Below are 20,854 nucleotides of genomic sequence, written 5' to 3'. Positions count from 1 at the left end.
ACAGGTGTAGTTTTTTCCTCTTCTTTCTTCTTAGTTATAAACCAAATTATTCCAGCAATAATTAAAACGATTATCAATGGGATAAGATTAGGTGGGTTCATTTTTTATATTAGATAAATAAAACATTATTAAACGTCAAATTGCTTTAGTTGGCTTGATTTATACCGAACATTGATTTAACAACAAACTACTCGAAAACCAAGGTAATTTCCTTGTTCATCAATTCGAGCTTTTTTGCGAGATGCGGAACGGCAATTTACTGGAATATCAGCCCAAGAACCTCCTCTAATTACACGAAATTGGTTATCTCTATTGTTGACCCATGCTTTCCCATCATTGGGCGCTCTCTTGTAGTTATCATGCCAGTGATCCATGCACCATTCCCAAACTAACCCGTGCATATCATATAACCCTAAGAGATTTGGAAACTTAAAGTTATCAACAGGAGTAGTTTGATTATGAAAAAATTCTCTTGAAGATTTAGAATCTTTAGAATCTTGATAGTTTACCAACTCAGAAGTAATAATGTCTCCAAAGTGGAATAAAGTTGTAGTTCCAGCACGACAGGCATATTCCCATTCAGCTTCACTAGGCAATCGGTAGTCCCGATTTGTCTTTTGGGACAGGCGATCGCAGAATTCAACAGCATCATCCCAGCAAACTTGTTCTACGGGATAGCTGTCTCCCTTGAATTTAGAACAATCAACTACTAAGGGGTGATTGATCTGTGGTAAGCAAGCTACAGCTTTCCATTGTTTTTGAGTAATGGGGTGTTTCCCAATAAAGAAGGAATTAACAGATACCAGATGTTGAGGAAATTCTGAGCTACTTGCATTTTTTTCTTCAGATGATCCCATAAAAAATTTTCCATCAGGGATAGCAATCATTTCTAATTCCACTCCCCCACCTAAATCTTCAAGAAAATACTTAGCTTCCTTTCTGTGAGAGTTGATGATTGGTTTTCTTACCAATCCAAATAGTTTAGAAGGCTTAACGACTTCTGCATATTCAAACCGATACTTTTGGAGACTGGGCTTAAACTTAGGTCGTGTTATGACTTCTTTCTCTGGTTTCGCATTTAAATCATATCGTTGATTTTGTAAAGTTTTTTTAGTCTCTTGGACAGGTTTTACAAAAGCGTTACTAACTGCTTCAGAATAATAATTCTTGGTGATAATGATATTCTGTGTATTGTTATTACCTTGAATTACTGTGTTATTATCACCTTGCACAACCCGGTTATCATTACCTTGAACTACTCGGTTTTGATTCCCCTGCACTAAATTTTGAGGTGCAAAACTATCAGCCTGCTGCGTTGAATTTGCATCAGGCTGTTGTGCATCAGAGTTATGAGGTGACTGACTCATAAATGCGTTCTACAATCCCAATAGATGAGAACCAGCCGCAGCACCTAACCAAGTTGCGATCTTTACAATAATCGGCTTGGCTGTTGTCCAGATTTTCTGACCAGCTTCCACACCCTTACTCGTTTTATCAAGTGTTTCTGCCACAGTTCCCAAACGCTCTAATGCTCGTTGCTTATTTGGTTCTTCTTTATCCGTTGCTTTCTTCGCTGCACTCAAGTCTTCAATTACTTCTTCTTTAGTGTTGGCTGGGAGTTCTGCGCCTTGAATTAAAGTTTCAAGTTCTGCCAGTAACTTGACAACATCCTCTTTAGTGAGCGATTCTCCGGTATCTGCGCCCACTTGATTTTGTTGAGTTACTTGATTATTGTCACCAAGGACAGCCTGATTATTGTCCCCTTGAACTGCTCGGTTGTTATCACCTTGAACGTTGTTGACGTTGCCGCCAACTGAACCACCAACTGAAAATCCACCTGGGTTGTTAGTCATAAAACCTACCTGTTCTACGTTTGAATAAAAGCTAGGGCGCTCTAACGCCGTCATTACCATATTCTCTAATCTGAGAATTTGATTATCTTTTTCTTCTAGTAATAATTTAATCTCTCGCTCCGGCAAACCTTTTATCTCATTATAAGTATCAAAATATTCTGCACTCAGTTCAGACTTATCAGCTTGTGGTATGGTTTTGGCACGGAGTAGAAATTTATCCTCACCCCGCACTTCCATTCCTACAATTCGGAGGTCAGCATCAGGGTGATTCTCTGCTAACTGCTTAAAGGAAATTGCGATCGCTCTTGGGTCAACACCTTGGTTATGGTACAGGTCGAGTGTGTCAAAAATTGGTTTAATAAAATCACCGAACTCCCCATCAGCAAATACCTCTTTGTTATTATCAGGTTTGCGAAGTGGGTCAGGATTCTCTTTTGTGGGGAGTCGCATATACACGTATTCACACCTAACCCCATCAAATTTGGTATCAGTGGTAATGCCCCAATCTTCAATGAAGGCTCCGGTGAGAGTAGCACCTGTAAACTCTGTGCCGTCAAGTTGGGTCTGTATTAATTTCGCCCTTGATAAATCTGCGTCTTGTAAATTAGCTTGACTTAGGTTAGTACCAATAAAACTTGCATCTACCAAATTCGCTCCTTGAAAATTTACCCCTCGTAAATCTTCACGGTCAAAATTCTTCTCTTGCCCCTGACCTGTAACTAACACCTGACGCGCTTGTGCTTTTTGCAGGTAAGTTGTGCCAGGACGAACACGGTCAAGCATCTTTACTTGGTGAAAGCAGGTGCGGATAAGAATAGCACCTCGGAAATCTGTACTTTTTAGTTTGGCTTGAGTGAAATTAGCATCAGTTAAGTCTGCACCCCGAAAACTTGTGCCACCTGTAGCGGCTGCGGCAACAGCAATTTTTTGAATCCAGGTAAATTTTTCACCGCCTTTTGATGCTTGCCAAGCAATGTAACTTCCTAACACAGAAATAATGGCAGCAGTCGGAGTTGATTCTGTTATATGTAAAGTTGCTGCTGAAACTATAGCCACTATGAAACTTCCAAATATAGCTATAGGTACAGAGTTAAGTATCATTATAATTACAGTATGAGCCAAAGCTATAGCTGCAAGACTAGTGGCAATTAAAGATAATGCTCCTATGCCAACAAAAAATGCTTGGCTAATTGCAGTAATATGTCCAATTAAAGCCAAACCAATCAGCAAACTTGGAACTAGTACTAATAATCCTAAAACTAAACCATATATAAAATCCTTCCATAAAGTAATTACAATAAAAATTGATAAAGAAAATAAAATAAATGTATTAGATACAAAATCAACAATATCTATGGTTTTAAGATGCAAAGTAAAATAAAATGCAAAAATACCACTTAGTCCTGCAATAATTCCTGCTAAAGCTACTAAAACTAGTGAAAATACAACTAAATAAAATATTGTAATCGATTGTAAACCAGAATTTATATAACTAAAGTTTGCTTCTTTTAAGATAGCTTTTGTAAAGCTTGCACCTCGAATATCAGCACCCTTAAAATTAGCACCAGTAAGGTTTTCACCTTTAAAAGACTTTCCACAAAGATTCTGTCCAGAAAAATCTTTAAACATTTATTTATATACTTAACATTTTTCTGATTGCCACTCCTATCCTCAAAAAAGAAGATTACAAACGATGTGAAGTGGCAAAAAATTGGAAATTTATTCAAATCAGCTATCTACAATTACTATTTTTCATACAATCATCAAGACATTGTTGACTATTAGAATTGAACCTACATTTTGCTTTACATATCACTAGTAGTACATCACAAGCAACTTCTGGAGGACTTTCAGGAAGCGGAAGAGTTCGAGGAAATGATACAGCATTTAATGTAGTTATTGCTTCAGAGGTAGTTTCTTTATCCTTAAAGGATTTGATTAACTCTATACTAGCCACTTGAGCTTCTTGAAGTGATTGAATCCAAACTTGCAACAAGTGCTTCTGTTCAGGAGTGAAATTATCCCATTCGGAGACTTGTAATTCTTCGCTCATAAAATTGATTGTGTATTAAATAGTGAAGTACGCATTTCCGTGTTTACTTGCCAAAAGATTACATTACACCTTTTAGAATGGCATTGGTCAAATCTCAGTTGTGATATATCTAACACAACAAAAGTTTTGCACACTCTGTAAAGCAGAAACCACGACGATTTTGACCGGAAAGTCCTGGGACATAGTAGGTGGCAGCATCTAAATTTGTTTTTAGATACAGATATACCACAAGCAATTCCGTAAACTCAACGCTTTCAAGCACACTTATTTTCGCTCTTAAGTCTGGCGCAGGCATTTTCTTAGAGGAAAAGAGCGATCGCACCAAAAGCAATTTTGACTCGCTTGAATTCTGCACAGATGCCAGAACGAGCGCCTGTCTGCTACATTTCTTCTCTACGAGACGCCACTCGCGTTCGCTTGAATCTTTCATCACGCAGGGGCGATCGCTGCTGTCACCGCCATAAAAAAGCCCCTCTGAAGGGGGCTTTTGATGTGGTTGATGTTTCTTCCACGAAAAGAAGAGGATGTTTCAGGTTCAGTATAAGGATTTCTGTATATCTGCCCATAGTAGCAACTGAATCAGTGGATGCTTTGGGCGATCGCTGACTCTTCAAAATCGCTTTACAACAACTGAATCAATAAAGCTGATTTTCACTCCTAGAGCGATGCCTGCGGCGGTAAACTACGCTCCTCTACCTCGTTTAATTTTTCCTCTAAGAATTCTATAAAGGCGATCGCTCCTATTCTTAGAGGAAAACGGGAAAGCGATCGCACTCCCCTAGCAACTTTTCCTCTAAGAATTCAAGTTCAACATCACTTAAAAAACTTGCCTTCATTAAAGCAAGAAATTTTACTATAAAAACACAAATTGCGCGTATTCACTGATGGAAGCGGAAATTTCGCATGGTTAATATGTAACAAATAATATAGCATCAGCTACTTAAGCTAGAAGGTAAAGTTTCTTTCATTAAATGACTATCAAAAAACCCTTGGCTATCAACCAGCCAGAGGTGGGGCAGATCATTCGTGATTTGCGGCTTTTGGCTGGGCTAACGCAAGAACAGTATGCAGCCACTCTAGGCGTTACTTATACCACGATTAATCGTTGGGAAAATGGACGCTCTAAACCGTCGCCGCTAGCGATGGAGAAGATTGAGGGGATGTTGGAAGAGATGGGCGCTCAGGGGCAGGATTTGTTGGTTAAGTATTTACCGAATTAGTTGTTTGCTCAGTTTTGGTATGAGCGATCGCTTTTGGGTGCGATGCCTGCGGCGGGCTATGCCTACGCAGATTTGACGTGGCAATTAGAGATTCACGAGGAACACAAATGGTTTTCACCAAAGAACAGTTGCAGGATGTGATAGGTGGTACAGATATAAATCGTCTTGAAGCGCTGCGGCAGATGTTAGGATATCCGGTGAAAGAGCGTGACCCTCAAGGTTCTCGGTTTTGGTATTTGCGTCCTGGTACGGATGAATCAGAAGCTGAGGAGACTTGCCCAATTGCTGTTGGCTTTTATGAGGAACTATCAGGGGCAACAGACCAAGAAATCAAAAGATTTTTGACATCAAAAGAACAGCAACAAGAAATTTATGGGCATTACACAAATCGAGTTGCTGAACAGCAACCAGTGATGTATTTGCTTCTGCCAACTAAAGAAGCTACAGGTCGAGTGCCGTTAGTGCTGCCAAGTGAAGGTGGACTACGCCAACGGCAAATCCAGACTTTTGATTGGAATGAACCGCAACTAATAGCACGATTAAAGCGTTTAAAACAAGGGGAACTGCCGATTGCTGCTAAGGGGCTAAGTTCGGTTCCCTTAGTGGAGTGGGTTTTCTATGAACCGATTAAGACGGCGAAGGAACTAGCGCAGTTGTTGGCTGAAGCAGCCCGTCGAATTGAGCAGGCAATTCCTTCGGTCTATAAAAAAGAAAAAGCTGATGGGTATTTACACAACCTATTGAAGAGTTTTCAACGGGAGCTACTGCCCACACTGCAATTGACTTCAGATAATGAGAAGGATTACAGTTTTGCCGATATCTACGCCCAAACCATTGCTTATGCACTGTTTACAGCAAAGGTATTCAGCTATGTAAAGGATAAGCGCGAGGGACGCGAGAAGGAAACGCATTTTGACCGCGAATCAGCTTGGCATCAGTTACCAGAAACTAACCCATTTCTCCGCAAGCTGTTTAAAGATGTATCTGAGCGGAAAGCTGAAGAATTGGGGGATGAGTTGATAGGTGCGATCGCAGATATCTTTGGTATTCTCCGCGCCACCAAGATGGATGCAATTTTGTCGGATTTTGAGAAGAAGATTGGACAGGAAGATATTATTATTCGGTTCTATGAAGATTTCTTAGCAGCATATAAACCACAAATGCGAGAACGTCGGGGTGTTTATTATACACCTGAGCCTGTGGTGTCTTACATGGTGCGTTCTGTGGATATTTTAGTGAAGGAAAAGTTTAATAAACCTTTGGGTTTGGCTGATCCAGAGGTGATGATTCTTGACCCTGCTTGTGGTACTGGTACGTTTTTATTATGGATTTGTAAACTCATATATCAACGGTTTCAGGAGTCACCAGAAGCACTCACAGACGGCTTAGATGATAAGTCTTGGTCTGGTTATGTTAAACAACGGTTATTACCTAGAATATTTGGTTTTGAGTTGTTGATGTCTCCCTATGCAATCGCACATTTGAAAATAGGGCTATTTTTAGAAGAGACTGGGTATCAAGTTGATAGTAGTAACCGATTAGAAATTTATTTAATTAATACTTTAGAAGATATTACATCAAGGGAAGAAACACAGCAGTTAACTTTGAATATCCCTCAAATGGAAAAGTTAATTGCTGAAGAAGCTAGAGCAGGTTCTAGAATTAAAAAACAAGAGCCTATTATGGTAGTAATTGGTAATCCTCCTTATTCGGGGCATTCTGAAAATAATAATCCTTGGATTAAGGAATTAGTTAATAATTATTACTTTGTAGATGGGAAACCATTGGGTGAAAAAAATTCTAAATGGTTACAAGATGATTATGTTAAATTTATTAGATTTGCACAATGGCGAATTGATAAATCAGGTCAAGGTATTTTAGCTTTTATTAGTAATCACGGTTTCTTAGATAATCCCACTTTTAGGGGAATGCGTCAGCATTTAATTAATAGTTTCGACGGGATTTATATTTATGATTTGCATGGAAATAGCAAGAAAAAAGAAACTGACTTTGATGGAAGTAAAGATGAAAATGTTTTTGATATTCAACAAGGCGTAAGTATTACTTTAGCTATTAAGGGAAAAGACAAATATATTAATCATTCTCATTTATACGGTTTAAGGAAATATAAATATAATGTATTGGCTGAAAATACAGTTAATACTACTAATTTTAAGGAAGTAAAACCACAATCTGAGTTTTATTTATTAATTCCTCAAAATACAGATTTATTTGCAGAATATGAGCAGTATTTTAAAATTAATGATATTCTGCCTGTTAATGTTTTAGGCTTTCAAACTCATAGAGATAATTTTGCTATTGATTTTGAAAGAGAAGAAATTTATAAACGTATTGTAGAAATCCGAGATGAAAATATTTCTAATCAAGATTATGTCAGAAAATATGATTTACAAGAAAATAACGATTGGCAAATAAAAGATGTCCGTCAAGTTATTAAAGATGATTATAAATGGGAAGATAAAATAATTAATTGCTTGTATCGTCCTTTTGATTGGCGTTTTTGTTATTATAGTACAACTATAATAGATCGTCCTAGACGCGAGTTAATTAATCATGTTGCTGGTAAAGATAATTTGTGTTTACTAGCTATTAGACAAATGCAAGATAAAGTTACATATTCTCATGTACTTGTGTCTGAAATTCCAGCTATTGATAGAAGTTTTGCTTGTTCAAGAGGTGCAGCTTCAATATTTCCTCTTTATCTCTACCCCGACACAAATAAACCCCAACAACTTCAACAAGAAAAACGCCCTAACTTTTCTGAATACTTCCTTAAAAAAATAGAATTAAACCTCGGCTACACCCCCACTCCAGAAGCAATCTTTTACTACATCTACGCTATCTTCCACTCTCCCACCTACCGCAACCGTTACGCCGAATTCCTCAAAATCGACTTTCCCCGCGTACCTCTCACCAGCGACAATAAAATCTTCACCCAACTAGCAACATACGGTGAAGAATTAGTAGCGCTTCACTTAATGAAGTCACCTAAATTAAACAAAATTATCACGCAATTTACAGGAAATGGTGGTAATAAAATAGTTGATGCAGGACACCCAAAATATACTAATGGTGCTGTCATAATCAACAAAAAAGGAGATAAATTTACAGGCATACCAGAAGAAGTTTGGAACTTTTACGTAGGTGGTTATCAAGTCTGCCAAAAATGGCTTAAAGACCGCAAAGGGCGCACCCTAAACGATGATGATATTCAACATTATCAGCGTGTAATTATTGCACTCAAAGAGACTATTAAGTTAATGCAGTTAATTGATGACGCAATTCCTAGTTTCCCCATTTATTAGGAGAAGATTTTAATGTATAAATGGCTATTGGATATTTATGGTAATGGTAGTTTATTAGATTCTTTCACTCAATTTCCAAACTATGGAAGTGATGAAGGTAGAATAATTGTAGATTATAACCTCTCAGAACACCCTTTTTACTATTTTACTTCCAGTTTATTAAATTCTGTAGAACAAGAATCAGAAGCTTTAGATAAAGCAAAAGAATTGTTGGTAATATTCAATGGCGTTTGTTATTTATTGAACTTAACTTTTACGAAATTTATCCCCGGTTCTATTCGTCCTAATATTTACTATAAGCAAAAATCAGATATTGCTTTTTATGCTCAATTTCGCAGCCATATTGATATTTTAATGAAAGGAAGACATGAGCATGATAACTATCATAAGGTTCTCCGATTAATGGGCAGAAGTCATAAAAATATACAATGGATGGATTTATACAAAATTTATGAAATCTTAAAAAAAAAATTAGGTGAACAAAAATTAGCTCAAATTACATCGAAAAAAAATTGGAACAAGTTTACTGGAACAGCTAACTTCTCTATTGAAGCTGGAGATGAAGCTAGACACGCTATACCTAATAAAGATATCAAAGACACTATGCCTATTGATGAGGCTAGAAAGTTAATTAAAACAGCTTGTCAGAATTGGGTAGAAGAAGCTTTCAATATCAAAATTAATAATAAACTTTATTTTCCTGAGTACATTAGCCTAGACTTTGACAATATTTGACAATATTAACTTCGTTAATTTTCGAGAAATGCTAATCCATGCTTGAGAACTTTATCCAAGACCTAATTCGCAAACAACGCCCCTACTACCTACTCCAAGGTAATCCCATCAAAGGTGTTGACAATCAATACTGGCTCGTCTTCAAGCACCGCGATGCTGACAGGCTGTTAAAAACAGTTGTGAAGTTCTTAGGTATTGGTGGGAAACAAGCGACTTACAGAATACTACGAATTGATCCAAAAAGCGCTAAGGTTTTTGAATATACTCCCATTAAAGATGGAAATGTACCTAGTGTCTCTTTGCTGCGAATTAGTAATTTAAATGTTATTGAAAAATTTCTTCATAAAGAAAGTGTAACCAAAGAAAAAGCTTTACTTGCAGGCAGCTTTTTAGAAATTAAAGGTCGTCTTCGTAGATTCAATTTGCCTGATCAGCTAGATAAGTACAATGTCTTCATCGGCTCTGCCCTAGAACGCACCCAAATTTATCGCCGTTCTACGGCTTACTTTGATAGTGGTGTGCTGAAACTATATGAAGAACCTCTTGCTTCAATTGTGCAAACTGAAGGTCAAATTCGCTTATTGATGGACTGGCAGGGATTCACTAAGCAAGCGGATGTCCAAGAACTGGAGAAATTACAAGACCCTAATTACCGCGCCCAATTTGCTCATCTTACCCTAACTGAATTCCTTAAGGGTTTAGAAGATAGTGCCTTTAGTGGTACAGAAATTTTGGCAGAGTTAGTTCGCCTCAATTTTTTGCAAATTAAACTCGTCAAAATGGAATCAGGACGAGCTATTTATCACAAAAAAACTGGCATCATGAGCGACCAGTTAGAAAACCACATTCTGCATGAAGGCTCAGATAATTTCACTCGTGCAGCACATTCCAAAAATGCTGAGAGTGTAACCTTTCTCTACTCTTGGGATTCTCGTTTAGATGCAGAAGCTATATTTGAAAGTATTGGTCAGTTTGATGCTGAGTGGCAGCGAGATGACATCACCTTTGACTTAACCCAAGAGTTTTTACAGCAGGTGTTGACGGAACGCGATCGCCGTGCCCAGTTAAAAGAACCAGTTATTGAATCTATCAATCCTGATGAGTTTGCCCCTGGAGAAACCACCCAAGTTGAAATCATAGGTCAAAATTTAGACAAAATAGAAAGCATTGAGGTTGTAAATGATGAATTGGTTAAAATCACCATTGATAGCCAAGATTCTGAACGGATTATTGGTCAAGTTGAGGTAGACCCAGAACATCCGCCGACAAAGTTAACCGAATTCAAAGTTACAACCACCGAAGGCACTTATCACAACTTACCCGAAAATCCCCCAGCAGTCAGCCAATCCCTAGAAATACCAGATTTCAGTGAGATAGAAGGGTTTAAACAAGCTGTAGAAATCATTTTGGCAGGGAATCACGGCACACCTAACGATTTTCTCTACTGGTTGGCACAGCAGCGCCCCCGTCAGTTCCGGGTTGAACGTAGTGATTTATTGGATGAACTGTTAAATCAAGGCATTTTATTTGAACATCAAAAGTCTGGAGCGCAACACTGTCTAAGAGTAATGCAAGATTTTGGTGTTGCCGTCTGTGCTGATGCCGTAGGTTTGGGTAAAACTCGGCTAGCGGCTACTGTCTCATGGTTGTATCGCCAGCAGAACGGTCAAGCTAAGATTGCGATCATCGCTGCTAAGAAACTCTACCCCAACTGGGAACGAGAAATGGCTGAACTTGGGTTTAAATCAGGTGATTATGAACTCTACAATAAAAACCTGATGAGCCGCAAAGGTAGTAACTTCCTGGCAGACTTCAATCGCTACGGTGGCCCTGACCTAGTTATCATCGACGAAGCCCACGAAGGCATTCGCAATTATAAAAACCGTATTCATAAAACCTGTGCATCAATTCAAGAAAGCGATCGCAAGTCTGGCAGACAGCGTTACTTTCTACTGTTAACCGCTACACCTTGGAACAATCGCCGGGAAGATATTTATAACATTCTCTCGCCCTTTATCAGTCGTCCTGAAGGATTCAATGATTTAAAGTTTCCCGCAGAAGTTGCCCAATGGTTTCAAAACCGGGAAATTGGGGTTGAAAATTTTACAGATAATACTGAACTGTTTCGCCGCACCTACCGGGAACTGTTTCTTCAGCGCACTAGACAAATGCTGCGAGAAGCCACCCCAGATTTAAACTTGTATGCCAAACGGATAGCAGAATGGCTACCTGTGCATTTTGAACTCAGTACCGAACAGGCACTTGACCAAATTTTTACCCAGTTTGAAACCAGTCTTTTCATTCCCTTTGCTGACCCTATTCGCTATTTAACAGGTAATGTTGAACAGCGAAGCTTACTAGCTAACCAACGCCGATTTTTCTTGCAACGGGCTGAATCCAGTATGTATGCCCTCAATCGGACTATTAAAAACTTTGGTAATCGTATTAGGCAAATGCAGCAACGTCTAGAATCGGTTTCTCCAGATGCCGATGGGCTGAAAGAATTTTTGCTGATTCACTACAATTTTGAATCAGATAAGAAAGATAAGCAAGATGACTTCGACCGTGAAAGTTGGGGTGAAGATGAAGAGGAGGAAGATGAAAACGAAGAAACTGAGCCGGAACAAGAAAAGCAAAAGCGTCAGCAGTTACTTAGTTCTATTAATAAAGTTACTGATGCCTTGCAAAAAGACCCAATCACCGCTCAATCAGTTTATAACCGAATGCTAACTGATTGTGAAGGCGACTTACATCAGCTAGAACAGATTCAAAACCTGTTAGTAGATGAATTTCTTGTTGACCACAAACGCAAGCAAGTTACGCAAAAAGTAAGAGAACTGGTAAGTCAAGGTCATAAGGTACTGCTAATTTCTACGTTCAGTGACACCGTAATTGATTACTACCGTTATATGGCTCGTGACAGTGCGATCGCATCTAAAGGTATTGGGATGTTGATTGGCTCTACAAAACTGTATTACCCCAGCAATTCAGAGCAAGCTCAAAAAGTAAGTCCAGGTCACGTACTGCAACCAAAAAGTAGTCCAGTTACTTTAAATCGCCAAGAAATATTTAGACTGTTTGCCCCAGATGCAACTTGTAAAAATCTCACAGAACGCCCCAAACCAGAAGAAGAAATTGCAGTATTAATTGGTTCAGAAACTCTATCAGTGGGTCAAAATCTACAAGATGCTGATTACTTGATTAATATTGATCTGCCTTGGAATCCTATGATTTTGGAGCAGCGCATTGGACGGATTGACCGACCAAAACAACATAAAGCTAAGAACATTTATGTTTATTATGCCAACAGTGAAAGCCAACTTTTACGCCAAGCCTCTCGCCTATCAAATCTGCATAAAAAATTGGTAGGAGACTTAGCCCAAAAGGATGGAGACATCGCTAGTATTGAGCCTAACCCCAACATCCCTACCATTTCCAGTGTCAACACATTGGGGGCTTCTATTTATGGTGACACCCTATTTGATGATGAAATTTTACCAGGATATATTGACTTTCTTCAAAGCTTAGTCAAAGCCAGAAAAATGGAACAGGGCAATTTACAAGAAGATGCCTATAAAAAACAGGAAACTAACCGTGACCTTTATACCCAGAATGAAATTTTACACAGTGAAGAATTGAGTGAACTGCTAAAAAAATTAGGTGAAGACTATCAAGCTAACCCCATTGCTGTAGGGCGTACAAATGAACTAGATGAACCAACTGGATTAGTAGCGTTAACAGTGCAATATTTTGGCCCCAATGGCGAACCAATTACAGACAAACAGCAAACCCTATTCTGGAATGACCGAATAGGAGAAAAAGATGGTTATGGTTTAGCGATCGCTACTGCTATCAAAACTCCAGTAGCCAGCAATATATTTTCTACAAAGTATTTACTATCATGCGCTCAATCAATTTACAACGAACTGGTGAAATTAAAGCAACAACGCAGTGCAGAGCTAGAACAACCAGAAACCTTAGAAAATATCAGTGTCACATCTGAACGCATTACCCAAATTCAGCGTCGGCTGAGTATGTTTGATAGCTTGCCAGAGGGTTTAGACCGTGCAGCAGTCAGAGGTACGCTCAAAAAGCTCAATTCTTGGCGGGAAAACAAGTCTGTACAAAAACTCTTAAAAGAGTATACCGATGGTAATAAGGCAGGTTTAGATAATGAGGATTTCGTTATTCAATTAGTAGAAGATACAGACAGATTAAATCTGATTCTAGATGAAGGGATTAAATCTACCAGTATCAAAGTTTATTTAGCTGCACTTTTATTGAGGGCATAATTTCATGAACATCAATATCATCCTCCCATTCTTAAGGGAAATTTATCTAGGTGCGATCGCCCAGCCCAAAAAATTCTTAGAGGAAATCTACCAAACAATGAGTTACTGGCTGTTTCAAGGCAACCCCAAGTATTACCGCATTATAGACGGCATCCGCGACTTTGAGCAGATGCCGTGGCTGGCAACTCGCTACGCCAAAGATATGGCCCCTGGTGATGGAGTGCTGATTTGGAAAGCTGGGGATAAGGCAGGAATATATGCGATCGCAGAGATTATCGAGTCCCCCAAGATTATCACTAACCCCCCTGATATTGGCTATTGGATTGATACCAGTCGCGTTGGTGTTAAACCTTGCGCCAAGATTCGCTTTACCAGCAAATTGTTAGACAAGCCACTGGTGAGGGAAAACTTAAAAGAAGACCTCGTGTTGAAAAACTTGATTGTAATTCGTCAGCCGAACGCTACAAATTACAAAATTACACAACAGGAATGGCAACGTGTACATGAATTGAGAGGATAGCGACGCTTCCCAATTCTTAGAGGAAACTTCGAGTAATGGCGCGAAGCACACAAGCGAGTTTAATAATTATCTCGCACTTTTAATAGTAGATTCCTGAACCATTGAAATTGCCATATTGATAACTTGCTGCTTAGATAAAGCCCTAGATTGTACCTCAAAAAATAAGCCGTTTTGTTTCCAAAAAACATGATGTCTGTAACCAGCAGAGCCACTACGCGCATAAAAGTAAAAACCCCGAATTCCTGATTTTAAATTAATTGGTTTAGCATTGCGATAATCCTCACTTAGTCCACTGTTTTCATCTTTAGGATTATCTCGCATCACAAAGATATTTCCCATATTGCAAAAAGTAGCTGAACAATCAGGTACTGAAGCAAAGTCAACTGCAAAAAAACCTCCCCCGTATTCACTTTGGTATCCGCGAACTATTGCATAAGTATTTACACCTTTGATATCAGCATTAGGTACAAAGGCAGGTAATCTTATCACCATGTCCTTCGGAAGTTGGCTGCGAATATCCTTAAGGACTGGTCTAAATAATGGTGCAGGTGCAGCTGTTACTAATTGTAGACAGCCAAAAATAGCACCAAAAATTGCTACGCTTGTCACTAAAATAGGTAGCGGTCGCACTTTCATTATTTTTCTGCCTTATATTTTGTGAGAATTAATCTGAAAAAAGTCAATCATAACACCAGTATTTTGATGTTGACTTTGTTTTACTTGGGTTTAATTAGCTGATGAAGAGTGCGATCGCTCTAATCTTTCCCAAACGGTTGCCCCCAGCGCTCCCAGTTTTCTTTGTTAAATGGACTGCGCCACTTCAAAATCAGACTCAATTCCAACTCCTGCCGTGCGCGTCGGTCTGTGGGAGTATCCCACCAAAATGCCGCATTGACCGCAGTCTTCATTCCATAGCGATAATGCAAATCCTGGTAGCTGGCGATATAGTCTTTGCAGGCATGAATCCCTTTCCACCGTTTATTACTTCTGCACGTCTCACCCACATACAGCACTAGTCCAGCCGCAGAGTCAACGATGAAGTACAGACACGCATCGCCGGGGCTGTCTGCTGGCATCCTCCAAAAAGAGAGCGATCGCACTGACAACTGCAACGGATCAATCCGGTCTGGGTCGCAGTGCTTTGGTGCAATGTCGAATAATGTCGCCTGCTGCACTGGCTTGGTTTCCCTCACCCGTTGCTGATAGTCCAAAATTTGCGCTTTCCACTTCAGCAGGGCATCAGCACTCATCACCAGCGACTCTGCTCTACGTGCTGGCGTGGGCTTCACTTCTGGAAATAGGTTTAGCTGATTGGGTTCCAAGGGTATTACGGGGAGCGTGCCAACTAGCTGATTATCCCCTAGAACTGAATCAAGTAAAGCTGTTAACGGGTTTAGGAGTGCGATGTCTACTTTAAGGGGTTGCGCCTACGCTTGAATGAGAGCGAACGCGAGTAGCGATCGCACCAGAGGATAACGGGAGAGTAATACCTATAGTAGACGGGTACGTTATCGCACTCATTTATGAGAACGCTATTTGCCCTATGCTAAAGCGGAAAGTAAAAACAACAGTTATGAAATTTGCACAAAATCTCACCCGCCGCCAAGGCTTACTGAAAGCCCTGACTCTAGCAATCCTTGTATTGGCATCTGTAATGCCCCCAACTGTTCTAGCCAACGAGAGCGAAAAAGCGACATTCAACAGCACAATCACGCTCCAAACCATACTCACCAGCAGTCATCGCTCCGTTGCAAATCGTGACCGAGACAAGTACCGCCACCCAGCCCAGACTTTGCAATTCTTCGGTCTGCGTCCAAATATGACTGTGGTTGAATTGTGGCCAGGGGGCGGCTGGTATACTGAGATATTAGCCCCATTTCTAGCGGCAAAGGGGCAACTCATAGTTACTAACTTTGCTTCCAGCACAAGTAAACCTGCTTTGGCTTTCCAAGAAAAACTAGCAGCTAATCCAGAGGTTTTTGGTAAGGTCAAAGTCGCTCAAATCAATCCCCCAACCGAACTCACCCTAGCCCCAGACAATTCTGTAGACCTAGTTGTTACCTTCCGCAATATTCACAACTGGGTCAAAGCTGGCTATGACGAGCAGGTTTATGCGGCGGCTTATAAAGCACTCAAGCCAGGGGGCATTCTGGGAGTGGAAGAACACCGTGGCAAACCAGATATTTCTTTAGAAGAGAGTATTAAAACTGGCTATATGTCTCTTGATGGGGTAATTGCTGCTGTAGAGAAGGCTGGCTTCAAATTGGTAGGCAAATCAGAGATTAATGCCAACCCAAAAGATACCAAGGACTATCCGGGCGGAGTTTGGACACTACCTCCAACCTTGAGCCAAGGTCAAAAAGATAGGCAACGCTTCCTTGCCATTGGAGAGAGCGATCGCATGACCCTCAAATTCATCAAACCCAAAGCCCCCTAATTAGATATAAGGTGCGATGGCTCCGCCCGCCGCAGGCATCGCACCCCAAGCACTACCAATTCTGCTAAAATCGCCTCTGCACGTCAATTTTGAGGCAATGCTATGTTTGCTACGCCCCGCCGTTGGCGTTCTCCCATTCTTGAGATTCAAGCGAGGAAAGTTGAGTTATTGAGTTTTCCTCTAAGAAATTTTTCAGTACTAATTTATACAGATACTTCAGCTTTAAAATATGAAGCGGCTTCACTCCATTGCATTTACATTCTTCAAATCAACATTACACTAATCCAGAAGATAGATACATTTTTGAAAAGTTGAAGCACACTTGTAGGAGCAACTTTAACTATTCAATAATGGTGTGGCAATGTGGCTAAAATATGGTGTAAATGAAGAAGGTATCTTGATATGTATTGAAGATATCACAAGAGGTAAGACTTCACTTAAGTGTCCTTACTGTAATAGTGGTCTAACGGCTAAAAAAGGCAAGGTGAAAGAGCATCATTTTGCTCATAATGACCAAACCTGCCGCCCCATAGCTAACCGAGAATTCCCAACTCTGCCACTTTATGACAATTTCAATATTCAGCTATCTGGCAAGGATTTAGCACAGTTAAAACTACTATGGAAGGAGTACGGAGTCAAAAGTTATCCTATTAGTTCCTACTTAGTTACTCCTGGTTTACTCAAAGCAGGAATGTTGAGAAAAAATGTTTACATTCGACCGCCTGCCTATAAATTCACGAATTTGGGAAAAATCCCCATCGGAACGCTAGAGTTGAAATTATTTAACGAAGTGCAAGAGCCATTATTACTGAAAAAGCTACTAAAGCTAAAGCTAGCTTTTGACCATGCCAAGTACAAAAATGCCCCAGACTTGGCATACAGACTCACTGATTTAAAACTGTATCGCGCTCAATTTAAACGTATCTTATCTTGTACATTGTATTTTTTAGAGGTTCAAACAGATAAAGGTATTCTGTACAAGATAGGAGTAACCACTAGACCTATTAAAGACCGATTAGCAGAAATCAAACTAGATTTAGCCGCACATTACCAAACTGTTGCTATTAAGGTACTAGGAACTTGGTTACACCGAGGTAATGTTGAATTATATTTTAAACATCGTTATCGTAACTTTAATTATCCCATTGGGAGTTTAACTGAGTACTATAAACTTCAGATTGAGGATGTCAAAATCGTGCTGAGTGACTTACAACAAATGCTACCTAAATTACTTTCTCAAGTGGAAATAGATATTCTTGAGGAGAATACTAACTGGGAGCAAGTTGCTGTGTAATATTCTCAAAACACTTTATTATTTATCGATGAACTGCAATCCGCTTACCGGGGTCTTGCTTTCTTACCCACACCAAGAATTTTTGCATTTGCGGCTCATTACTGAGTTTTTCTAGAGTATTGAGTTCTCTAGCAAGTAACTTGTTATCAAACAACGCATGAATCTGACGATGGCAGGCAGAACAGATATTTGCTGTTGGGCCTGGGTCTTGTTTTTTGCGTTTGGTATTTTGTCGCGGAACTAAGTGATGGATAGTTAAATTCTCCATCTCTCTTTGGCATAGTTCACATTGCTGTAGTTGATTGTTATACACCTGCTAAAGCTAAAACCCTATCTAATAGGATAGCTATTACTCAATACATTCTGCACGCGATCGCTCCTTATCTTAAGCAGAAAAAGCTGCCAACAGTTCTACTATTTTCGCCTTGAGTGCTGAAATTGCCTCTTCTAAAGTATCACTTGGTTCCGTATCTACTAAATGGGCATCGCCTACATCAGCGCTCGACCACAAATAGCTGGGTTGTCCTACGCTCAAACATCCTTGCCACTTGTCTTCATAAGTATCGAGTGTAATAAAAAAACGCCGTGGCATTAGTTCTTCGGGGTTATTAACAAAATGTCCCCAAACAGAGAAGCCGAGATACTCCTCATTCTTTTCATTGTTGTATTCCCAATCAGTCAAGTTGGGAAAAGCAGCTTGAACTTGCTCTAAAACTTGTTGTATTTCAGCTTCTGTTAATAGCATTAATTTAAATTTATCCCTTCTAAAAACTCTAAGAGCTGCGGCGTGGCTGTTCTGATTTCATACATTCCAGGTGTAAAGCGCATTCGCCACACGTCAGCCCACATAAAGTTAAGTCCAGTTGCGGCTGCGGCTTGTTCGTCTTCGGGGCGATCGCTTATCATCCATGAGACAGTTAAATCAATTCCAAAGTCAAATACAGCCTGATAGATCATTCCAGCCCCAGGCTTTCTGTATCTAAATTTTTCCTCTAAGAAATCATCGTCTGGTGTGTGGTCAGCAAGCTTAACAGCACTATTCCTAGTGACTCGATACACTATCAAGCCCCTCATATCTGGACAAAAATATATTGCTTCCAGTTGAGGGATTAATTCAAGGGTGTATTGCTGTTGGGCGATCGCATCCTCAATACTTTTCAAAGGCTTCCCAGTATCACGATTAATGGTGTCACAGCCACCTTGATTTGTAATTCCAATGATTGTGTAACCTTGGCGCTTATGATGGGCGATCGCTTCATGTACACCCGCCATTATTCGCTGTCCCTTGGGTGTCTGAATAAATTTACCCTCAGTCGATTCTCGCGTGGTTCCGTCAAGGTCAAGGAATAATCCTAATTGCATAAATTTACCTCATTTTAAAGTTGATAGTTTACAGTTTCGTCCCTCTTACATAGCTAATAGCTTTTTACTTTTAGCCCTCCTGATAAAGCCGATTATTTCTTCTAAACTAACCCCTTCATTTTGCATTGATTGGATAAGTGCGATCGCACCTACTGGCACACTTCCAATACTCCGCCCTTTCCACTCCCCATCTATTTTTTCCTCCCAGTTATAACCCCATCTCCAATGAGTAGGATTATTGGGGTGTCTGTGACCGATTACACGGGGGTAAGAAGCGATCGCTCCACTCTTCAATTTCTTATTCTCAATGTATTTGTACAGGCATCCTTTGCGCTGTCTACCTTTTGGCTTCTGCACAGCTTCCTGTTGCGGCTCTGTTTCCTCTAAGAAATTTTCGGGTATCCATCCGCACACCCCGCAGCCGTCATCAAGTTTGATTAATGGTGATTCACAACTAGCGCAAAGTGGGTGCGTCACGGTTTCCGTGCGCCCAACTTTGTAAGAAGGGCAAGCTACATCACCTGATTGCTGTGTACACTCGATAGGTGGACATTTTTCACAGGTGTAAGACTTGGCTACTACCTGAAAACATTTTGTGCAGAGTTGAGGTTGATTATCCTCTAAGAATTTTTCTACTAATTCTTGGGGTGCGATGCCTGCGGCGGGCTGCGCCAACGCTAACTCACCAATAATTTGATTATCTCTTTCCCAGAAGTAGCACTTAGTTTCACTTTTCCAGTCAACAGTAAAGCAGGTTTGCCAAACTTCAGTTACTTTGCCAATGCTTAAGGAAGAATCGCATATATAAAGGTCTAGTTTTAAATCTGACTGCTTAAGCTGTTGCGGCGAGATTGGCGAGGTAACAGACTCGCTTAATTGCGATCGCTGCTTGGAGGGGGCAGACTGATCGGGCGTAGAGGTCGTTACAATCTCGCCGTTTATTGAGGTGGTGGCGTACTCCGGGATAAATGGGAGCTGCACTGATATTGTCTCGCCAGTGTCCATCAAAGGATATTCCGCCCAACCAACGGGGAACCCCATCATCCACCCCGGTACTGCTGGGTTTAACTTGTCGCCCTTGGTTATATATGTCCTTAATTTCTGCTCCAATCTGGTTGCCCCAGCTGGTCTGCATCCCGTTGAGCCTTTCGCATACGTTGTTGGTGTAGGCAATGATAAACAATCTTTCCCTTTCTTGGGGCGATCCGAGTTCCGCAGCTGATATGATTTGCGGATCGTCCCAGACATAGCCAACCATTCTGAGTCCCCCAAGAACTGCTCGTAATCCTTTGTTGACAAGTCCTGTAGGATTTTCAATGATGATGAAACTGGGACGACCGTCTGCGATGCACCGCAAGGCTTCAAACCAGAGTTTTGATTCTGGGTGGTCAAGTCCGGTTCCGTTTCCTGCGATTGATGTTCCTGTGCAAGGAAATCCAATTGTGTAGAGGTTGAATTCTCCCGGCTTTGAGTAGTAGTCTTTGATGTCGCTGTGGATGGAGATATTGGGAAATCTGTAACAGAGGACTCGTTGAGCGTCGGGGTTATTTTCAATGAAGAGTTCTGTCTTGATGAGTTCTGATGCTCCGGCGGCTTTGATTCCAAGTTCAAAGCCTCCAATTCCTGCAAAGAAACTGACGTGTAAAAGTAGCACGATGCGATCGCTCCTTCTTCCTCTAAGAATTTCATATCTAATAGCGAAGATTCATCACAATGAACTTTCCGCCCGTTGTCATGTTCGAGCGTGTAAGGTTTTTTACCA

19 protein-coding genes are annotated in these 20,854 nt (G+C 40.3%); 8 read left to right on the top strand and 11 right to left on the bottom strand.

Annotation, left to right across the window (positions count from 1 at the left end; translation table 11 throughout):
* Window positions 1–176: 176 nt before the first annotated feature.
* From NLP_RS35415 to NLP_RS32200, 4 genes are all read right to left on the bottom strand, one after another.
* Window positions 177–1,367, bottom strand: coding sequence for a formylglycine-generating enzyme family protein (locus NLP_RS35415; protein WP_234017409.1), 1,191 nt, complete (start codon window positions 1,365–1,367; stop codon window positions 177–179).
* 9 nt (window positions 1,368–1,376) lie between these two features.
* The gene (locus NLP_RS32210) at window positions 1,377–3,482 is read right to left on the bottom strand and encodes a pentapeptide repeat-containing protein (RefSeq protein ID WP_104910254.1); all 2,106 of its coding nucleotides are present in this window, start codon (window positions 3,480–3,482) and stop codon (window positions 1,377–1,379) included.
* Between the two features lie 103 nt (window positions 3,483–3,585).
* Complete coding sequence (locus NLP_RS32205; protein ID WP_104910253.1) at window positions 3,586–3,906, bottom strand: hypothetical protein; 321 nt, start codon at window positions 3,904–3,906, stop codon at window positions 3,586–3,588.
* A gap of 109 nt (window positions 3,907–4,015) precedes the next feature.
* A complete protein-coding gene (locus NLP_RS32200) occupies window positions 4,016–4,336 on the bottom strand; it encodes a hypothetical protein (RefSeq protein WP_104910252.1) in 321 nt (106 codons plus the stop codon).
* Window positions 4,337–4,877: 541 nt separating this feature from the next.
* On the opposite strand from NLP_RS32200, the gene NLP_RS32195 reads away from it, so the two are divergent.
* The 5 genes from NLP_RS32195 (at window position 4,878) to NLP_RS32175 (ending at window position 13,999) form a co-directional block, all read left to right on the top strand.
* Window positions 4,878–5,126, top strand: coding sequence for a helix-turn-helix domain-containing protein (locus NLP_RS32195; protein WP_104910251.1), 249 nt, complete (start codon window positions 4,878–4,880; stop codon window positions 5,124–5,126).
* A gap of 107 nt (window positions 5,127–5,233) precedes the next feature.
* A complete protein-coding gene (locus NLP_RS32190) occupies window positions 5,234–8,452 on the top strand; it encodes a type ISP restriction/modification enzyme (RefSeq protein WP_104910250.1) in 3,219 nt (1,072 codons plus the stop codon).
* Window positions 8,453–8,464: 12 nt separating this feature from the next.
* Complete coding sequence (locus tag NLP_RS32185; protein ID WP_104910249.1) at window positions 8,465–9,187, top strand: hypothetical protein; 723 nt, start codon at window positions 8,465–8,467, stop codon at window positions 9,185–9,187.
* Window positions 9,188–9,225: 38 nt separating this feature from the next.
* Window positions 9,226–13,479 (top strand): helicase-related protein, encoded by a 4,254-nt coding sequence (locus tag NLP_RS32180; RefSeq protein ID WP_104910248.1) that lies wholly within the window; start codon window positions 9,226–9,228, stop codon window positions 13,477–13,479.
* A 97-nt stretch (window positions 13,480–13,576) separates the two neighbouring features.
* Window positions 13,577–13,999 carry an EVE domain-containing protein gene (locus tag NLP_RS32175; protein ID WP_104910291.1) on the top strand — a complete coding sequence of 141 codons (423 nt, stop codon included), beginning with the start codon at window positions 13,577–13,579 and terminating at the stop codon, window positions 13,997–13,999.
* 66 nt (window positions 14,000–14,065) lie between these two features.
* Here the strand turns inward: NLP_RS32175 and NLP_RS32170 are convergent, their stop codons facing one another.
* Together NLP_RS32170 and NLP_RS32165 are read right to left on the bottom strand one after the other, a co-directional pair.
* Complete coding sequence (locus NLP_RS32170; RefSeq protein ID WP_104910247.1) at window positions 14,066–14,635, bottom strand: hypothetical protein; 570 nt, start codon at window positions 14,633–14,635, stop codon at window positions 14,066–14,068.
* Between the two features lie 119 nt (window positions 14,636–14,754).
* Entirely contained in the window at window positions 14,755–15,249 is a 495-nt protein-coding gene (locus NLP_RS32165; protein ID WP_104910246.1) for a hypothetical protein, read from the bottom strand.
* 323 nt (window positions 15,250–15,572) lie between these two features.
* On the opposite strand from NLP_RS32165, the gene NLP_RS32160 reads away from it, so the two are divergent.
* From NLP_RS32160 to NLP_RS32155, 3 genes are all read left to right on the top strand, one after another.
* Window positions 15,573–16,436: a class I SAM-dependent methyltransferase gene (locus tag NLP_RS32160; RefSeq protein ID WP_234017415.1), complete on the top strand. Its 864-nt coding sequence runs from the start codon at window positions 15,573–15,575 to the stop codon at window positions 16,434–16,436.
* Between the two features lie 16 nt (window positions 16,437–16,452).
* The gene (locus NLP_RS33920) at window positions 16,453–16,608 is read left to right on the top strand and encodes a hypothetical protein (RefSeq protein WP_158680640.1); all 156 of its coding nucleotides are present in this window, start codon (window positions 16,453–16,455) and stop codon (window positions 16,606–16,608) included.
* Window positions 16,609–16,797: 189 nt separating this feature from the next.
* Window positions 16,798–17,730 carry a GIY-YIG nuclease family protein gene (locus NLP_RS32155; protein WP_104910244.1) on the top strand — a complete coding sequence of 311 codons (933 nt, stop codon included), beginning with the start codon at window positions 16,798–16,800 and terminating at the stop codon, window positions 17,728–17,730.
* Between the two features lie 22 nt (window positions 17,731–17,752).
* On the opposite strand, the gene NLP_RS32150 is transcribed toward NLP_RS32155, so the two are convergent.
* From NLP_RS32150 to NLP_RS32130, 5 genes are all read right to left on the bottom strand, one after another.
* Complete coding sequence (locus tag NLP_RS32150; RefSeq protein WP_267894961.1) at window positions 17,753–18,043, bottom strand: HNH endonuclease; 291 nt, start codon at window positions 18,041–18,043, stop codon at window positions 17,753–17,755.
* 72 nt (window positions 18,044–18,115) lie between these two features.
* On the bottom strand, window positions 18,116–18,475 hold the full coding sequence (locus NLP_RS32145; RefSeq protein ID WP_104910242.1) for a hypothetical protein: 360 nt from the start codon (window positions 18,473–18,475) through the stop codon (window positions 18,116–18,118).
* Window positions 18,475–19,092 (bottom strand): HAD hydrolase-like protein, encoded by a 618-nt coding sequence (locus NLP_RS33915; RefSeq protein ID WP_158680639.1) that lies wholly within the window; start codon window positions 19,090–19,092, stop codon window positions 18,475–18,477. The genes NLP_RS32145 and NLP_RS33915 overlap by 1 nt, the downstream gene beginning before the upstream one ends.
* Window positions 19,093–19,137: 45 nt before the next feature.
* Window positions 19,138–20,022 carry a hypothetical protein gene (locus tag NLP_RS35410; RefSeq protein WP_234017416.1) on the bottom strand — a complete coding sequence of 295 codons (885 nt, stop codon included), beginning with the start codon at window positions 20,020–20,022 and terminating at the stop codon, window positions 19,138–19,140.
* A complete protein-coding gene (locus NLP_RS32130) occupies window positions 19,925–20,746 on the bottom strand; it encodes a DNA cytosine methyltransferase (protein WP_158680638.1) in 822 nt (273 codons plus the stop codon). The genes NLP_RS35410 and NLP_RS32130 overlap by 98 nt, the downstream gene beginning before the upstream one ends.
* Window positions 20,747–20,854: the final 108 nt, after the last annotated feature.

This window comes from Nostoc sp. 'Lobaria pulmonaria (5183) cyanobiont', from assembly GCF_002949795.1.
Classification (GTDB): Bacteria; Cyanobacteriota; Cyanobacteriia; order Cyanobacteriales; family Nostocaceae; genus Nostoc.
The sequence above is the reverse complement of the archived record's forward strand: the minus strand, read 5'-3'. Positions and strand labels throughout refer to the sequence as shown.

What these genes read in the sequence shown, in the direction of transcription:
- NLP_RS35415 (WP_234017409.1), bottom strand. Translation starts at nt 1,367, where the DNA reads ATGAGTCAGTCACCTCATAACTCTGATGCACAACAGCCTGATGCAAAT.
- NLP_RS32210 (WP_104910254.1), bottom strand. Translation starts at nt 3,482, where the DNA reads ATGTTTAAAGATTTTTCTGGACAGAATCTTTGTGGAAAGTCTTTTAAA.
- NLP_RS32205 (WP_104910253.1), bottom strand. Translation starts at nt 3,906, where the DNA reads ATGAGCGAAGAATTACAAGTCTCCGAATGGGATAATTTCACTCCTGAA.
- NLP_RS32200 (WP_104910252.1), bottom strand. Translation starts at nt 4,336, where the DNA reads ATGAAAGATTCAAGCGAACGCGAGTGGCGTCTCGTAGAGAAGAAATGT.
- NLP_RS32195 (WP_104910251.1), top strand. Translation starts at nt 4,878, where the DNA reads ATGACTATCAAAAAACCCTTGGCTATCAACCAGCCAGAGGTGGGGCAG.
- NLP_RS32190 (WP_104910250.1), top strand. Translation starts at nt 5,234, where the DNA reads ATGGTTTTCACCAAAGAACAGTTGCAGGATGTGATAGGTGGTACAGAT.
- NLP_RS32185 (WP_104910249.1), top strand. Translation starts at nt 8,465, where the DNA reads ATGTATAAATGGCTATTGGATATTTATGGTAATGGTAGTTTATTAGAT.
- NLP_RS32180 (WP_104910248.1), top strand. Translation starts at nt 9,226, where the DNA reads ATGCTTGAGAACTTTATCCAAGACCTAATTCGCAAACAACGCCCCTAC.
- NLP_RS32175 (WP_104910291.1), top strand. Translation starts at nt 13,577, where the DNA reads ATGAGTTACTGGCTGTTTCAAGGCAACCCCAAGTATTACCGCATTATA.
- NLP_RS32170 (WP_104910247.1), bottom strand. Translation starts at nt 14,635, where the DNA reads ATGAAAGTGCGACCGCTACCTATTTTAGTGACAAGCGTAGCAATTTTT.
- NLP_RS32165 (WP_104910246.1), bottom strand. Translation starts at nt 15,249, where the DNA reads ATGAGTGCTGATGCCCTGCTGAAGTGGAAAGCGCAAATTTTGGACTAT.
- NLP_RS32160 (WP_234017415.1), top strand. Translation starts at nt 15,573, where the DNA reads ATGAAATTTGCACAAAATCTCACCCGCCGCCAAGGCTTACTGAAAGCC.
- NLP_RS33920 (WP_158680640.1), top strand. Translation starts at nt 16,453, where the DNA reads ATGGCTCCGCCCGCCGCAGGCATCGCACCCCAAGCACTACCAATTCTG.
- NLP_RS32155 (WP_104910244.1), top strand. Translation starts at nt 16,798, where the DNA reads ATGTGGCTAAAATATGGTGTAAATGAAGAAGGTATCTTGATATGTATT.
- NLP_RS32145 (WP_104910242.1), bottom strand. Translation starts at nt 18,475, where the DNA reads ATGCTATTAACAGAAGCTGAAATACAACAAGTTTTAGAGCAAGTTCAA.
- NLP_RS33915 (WP_158680639.1), bottom strand. Translation starts at nt 19,092, where the DNA reads ATGCAATTAGGATTATTCCTTGACCTTGACGGAACCACGCGAGAATCG.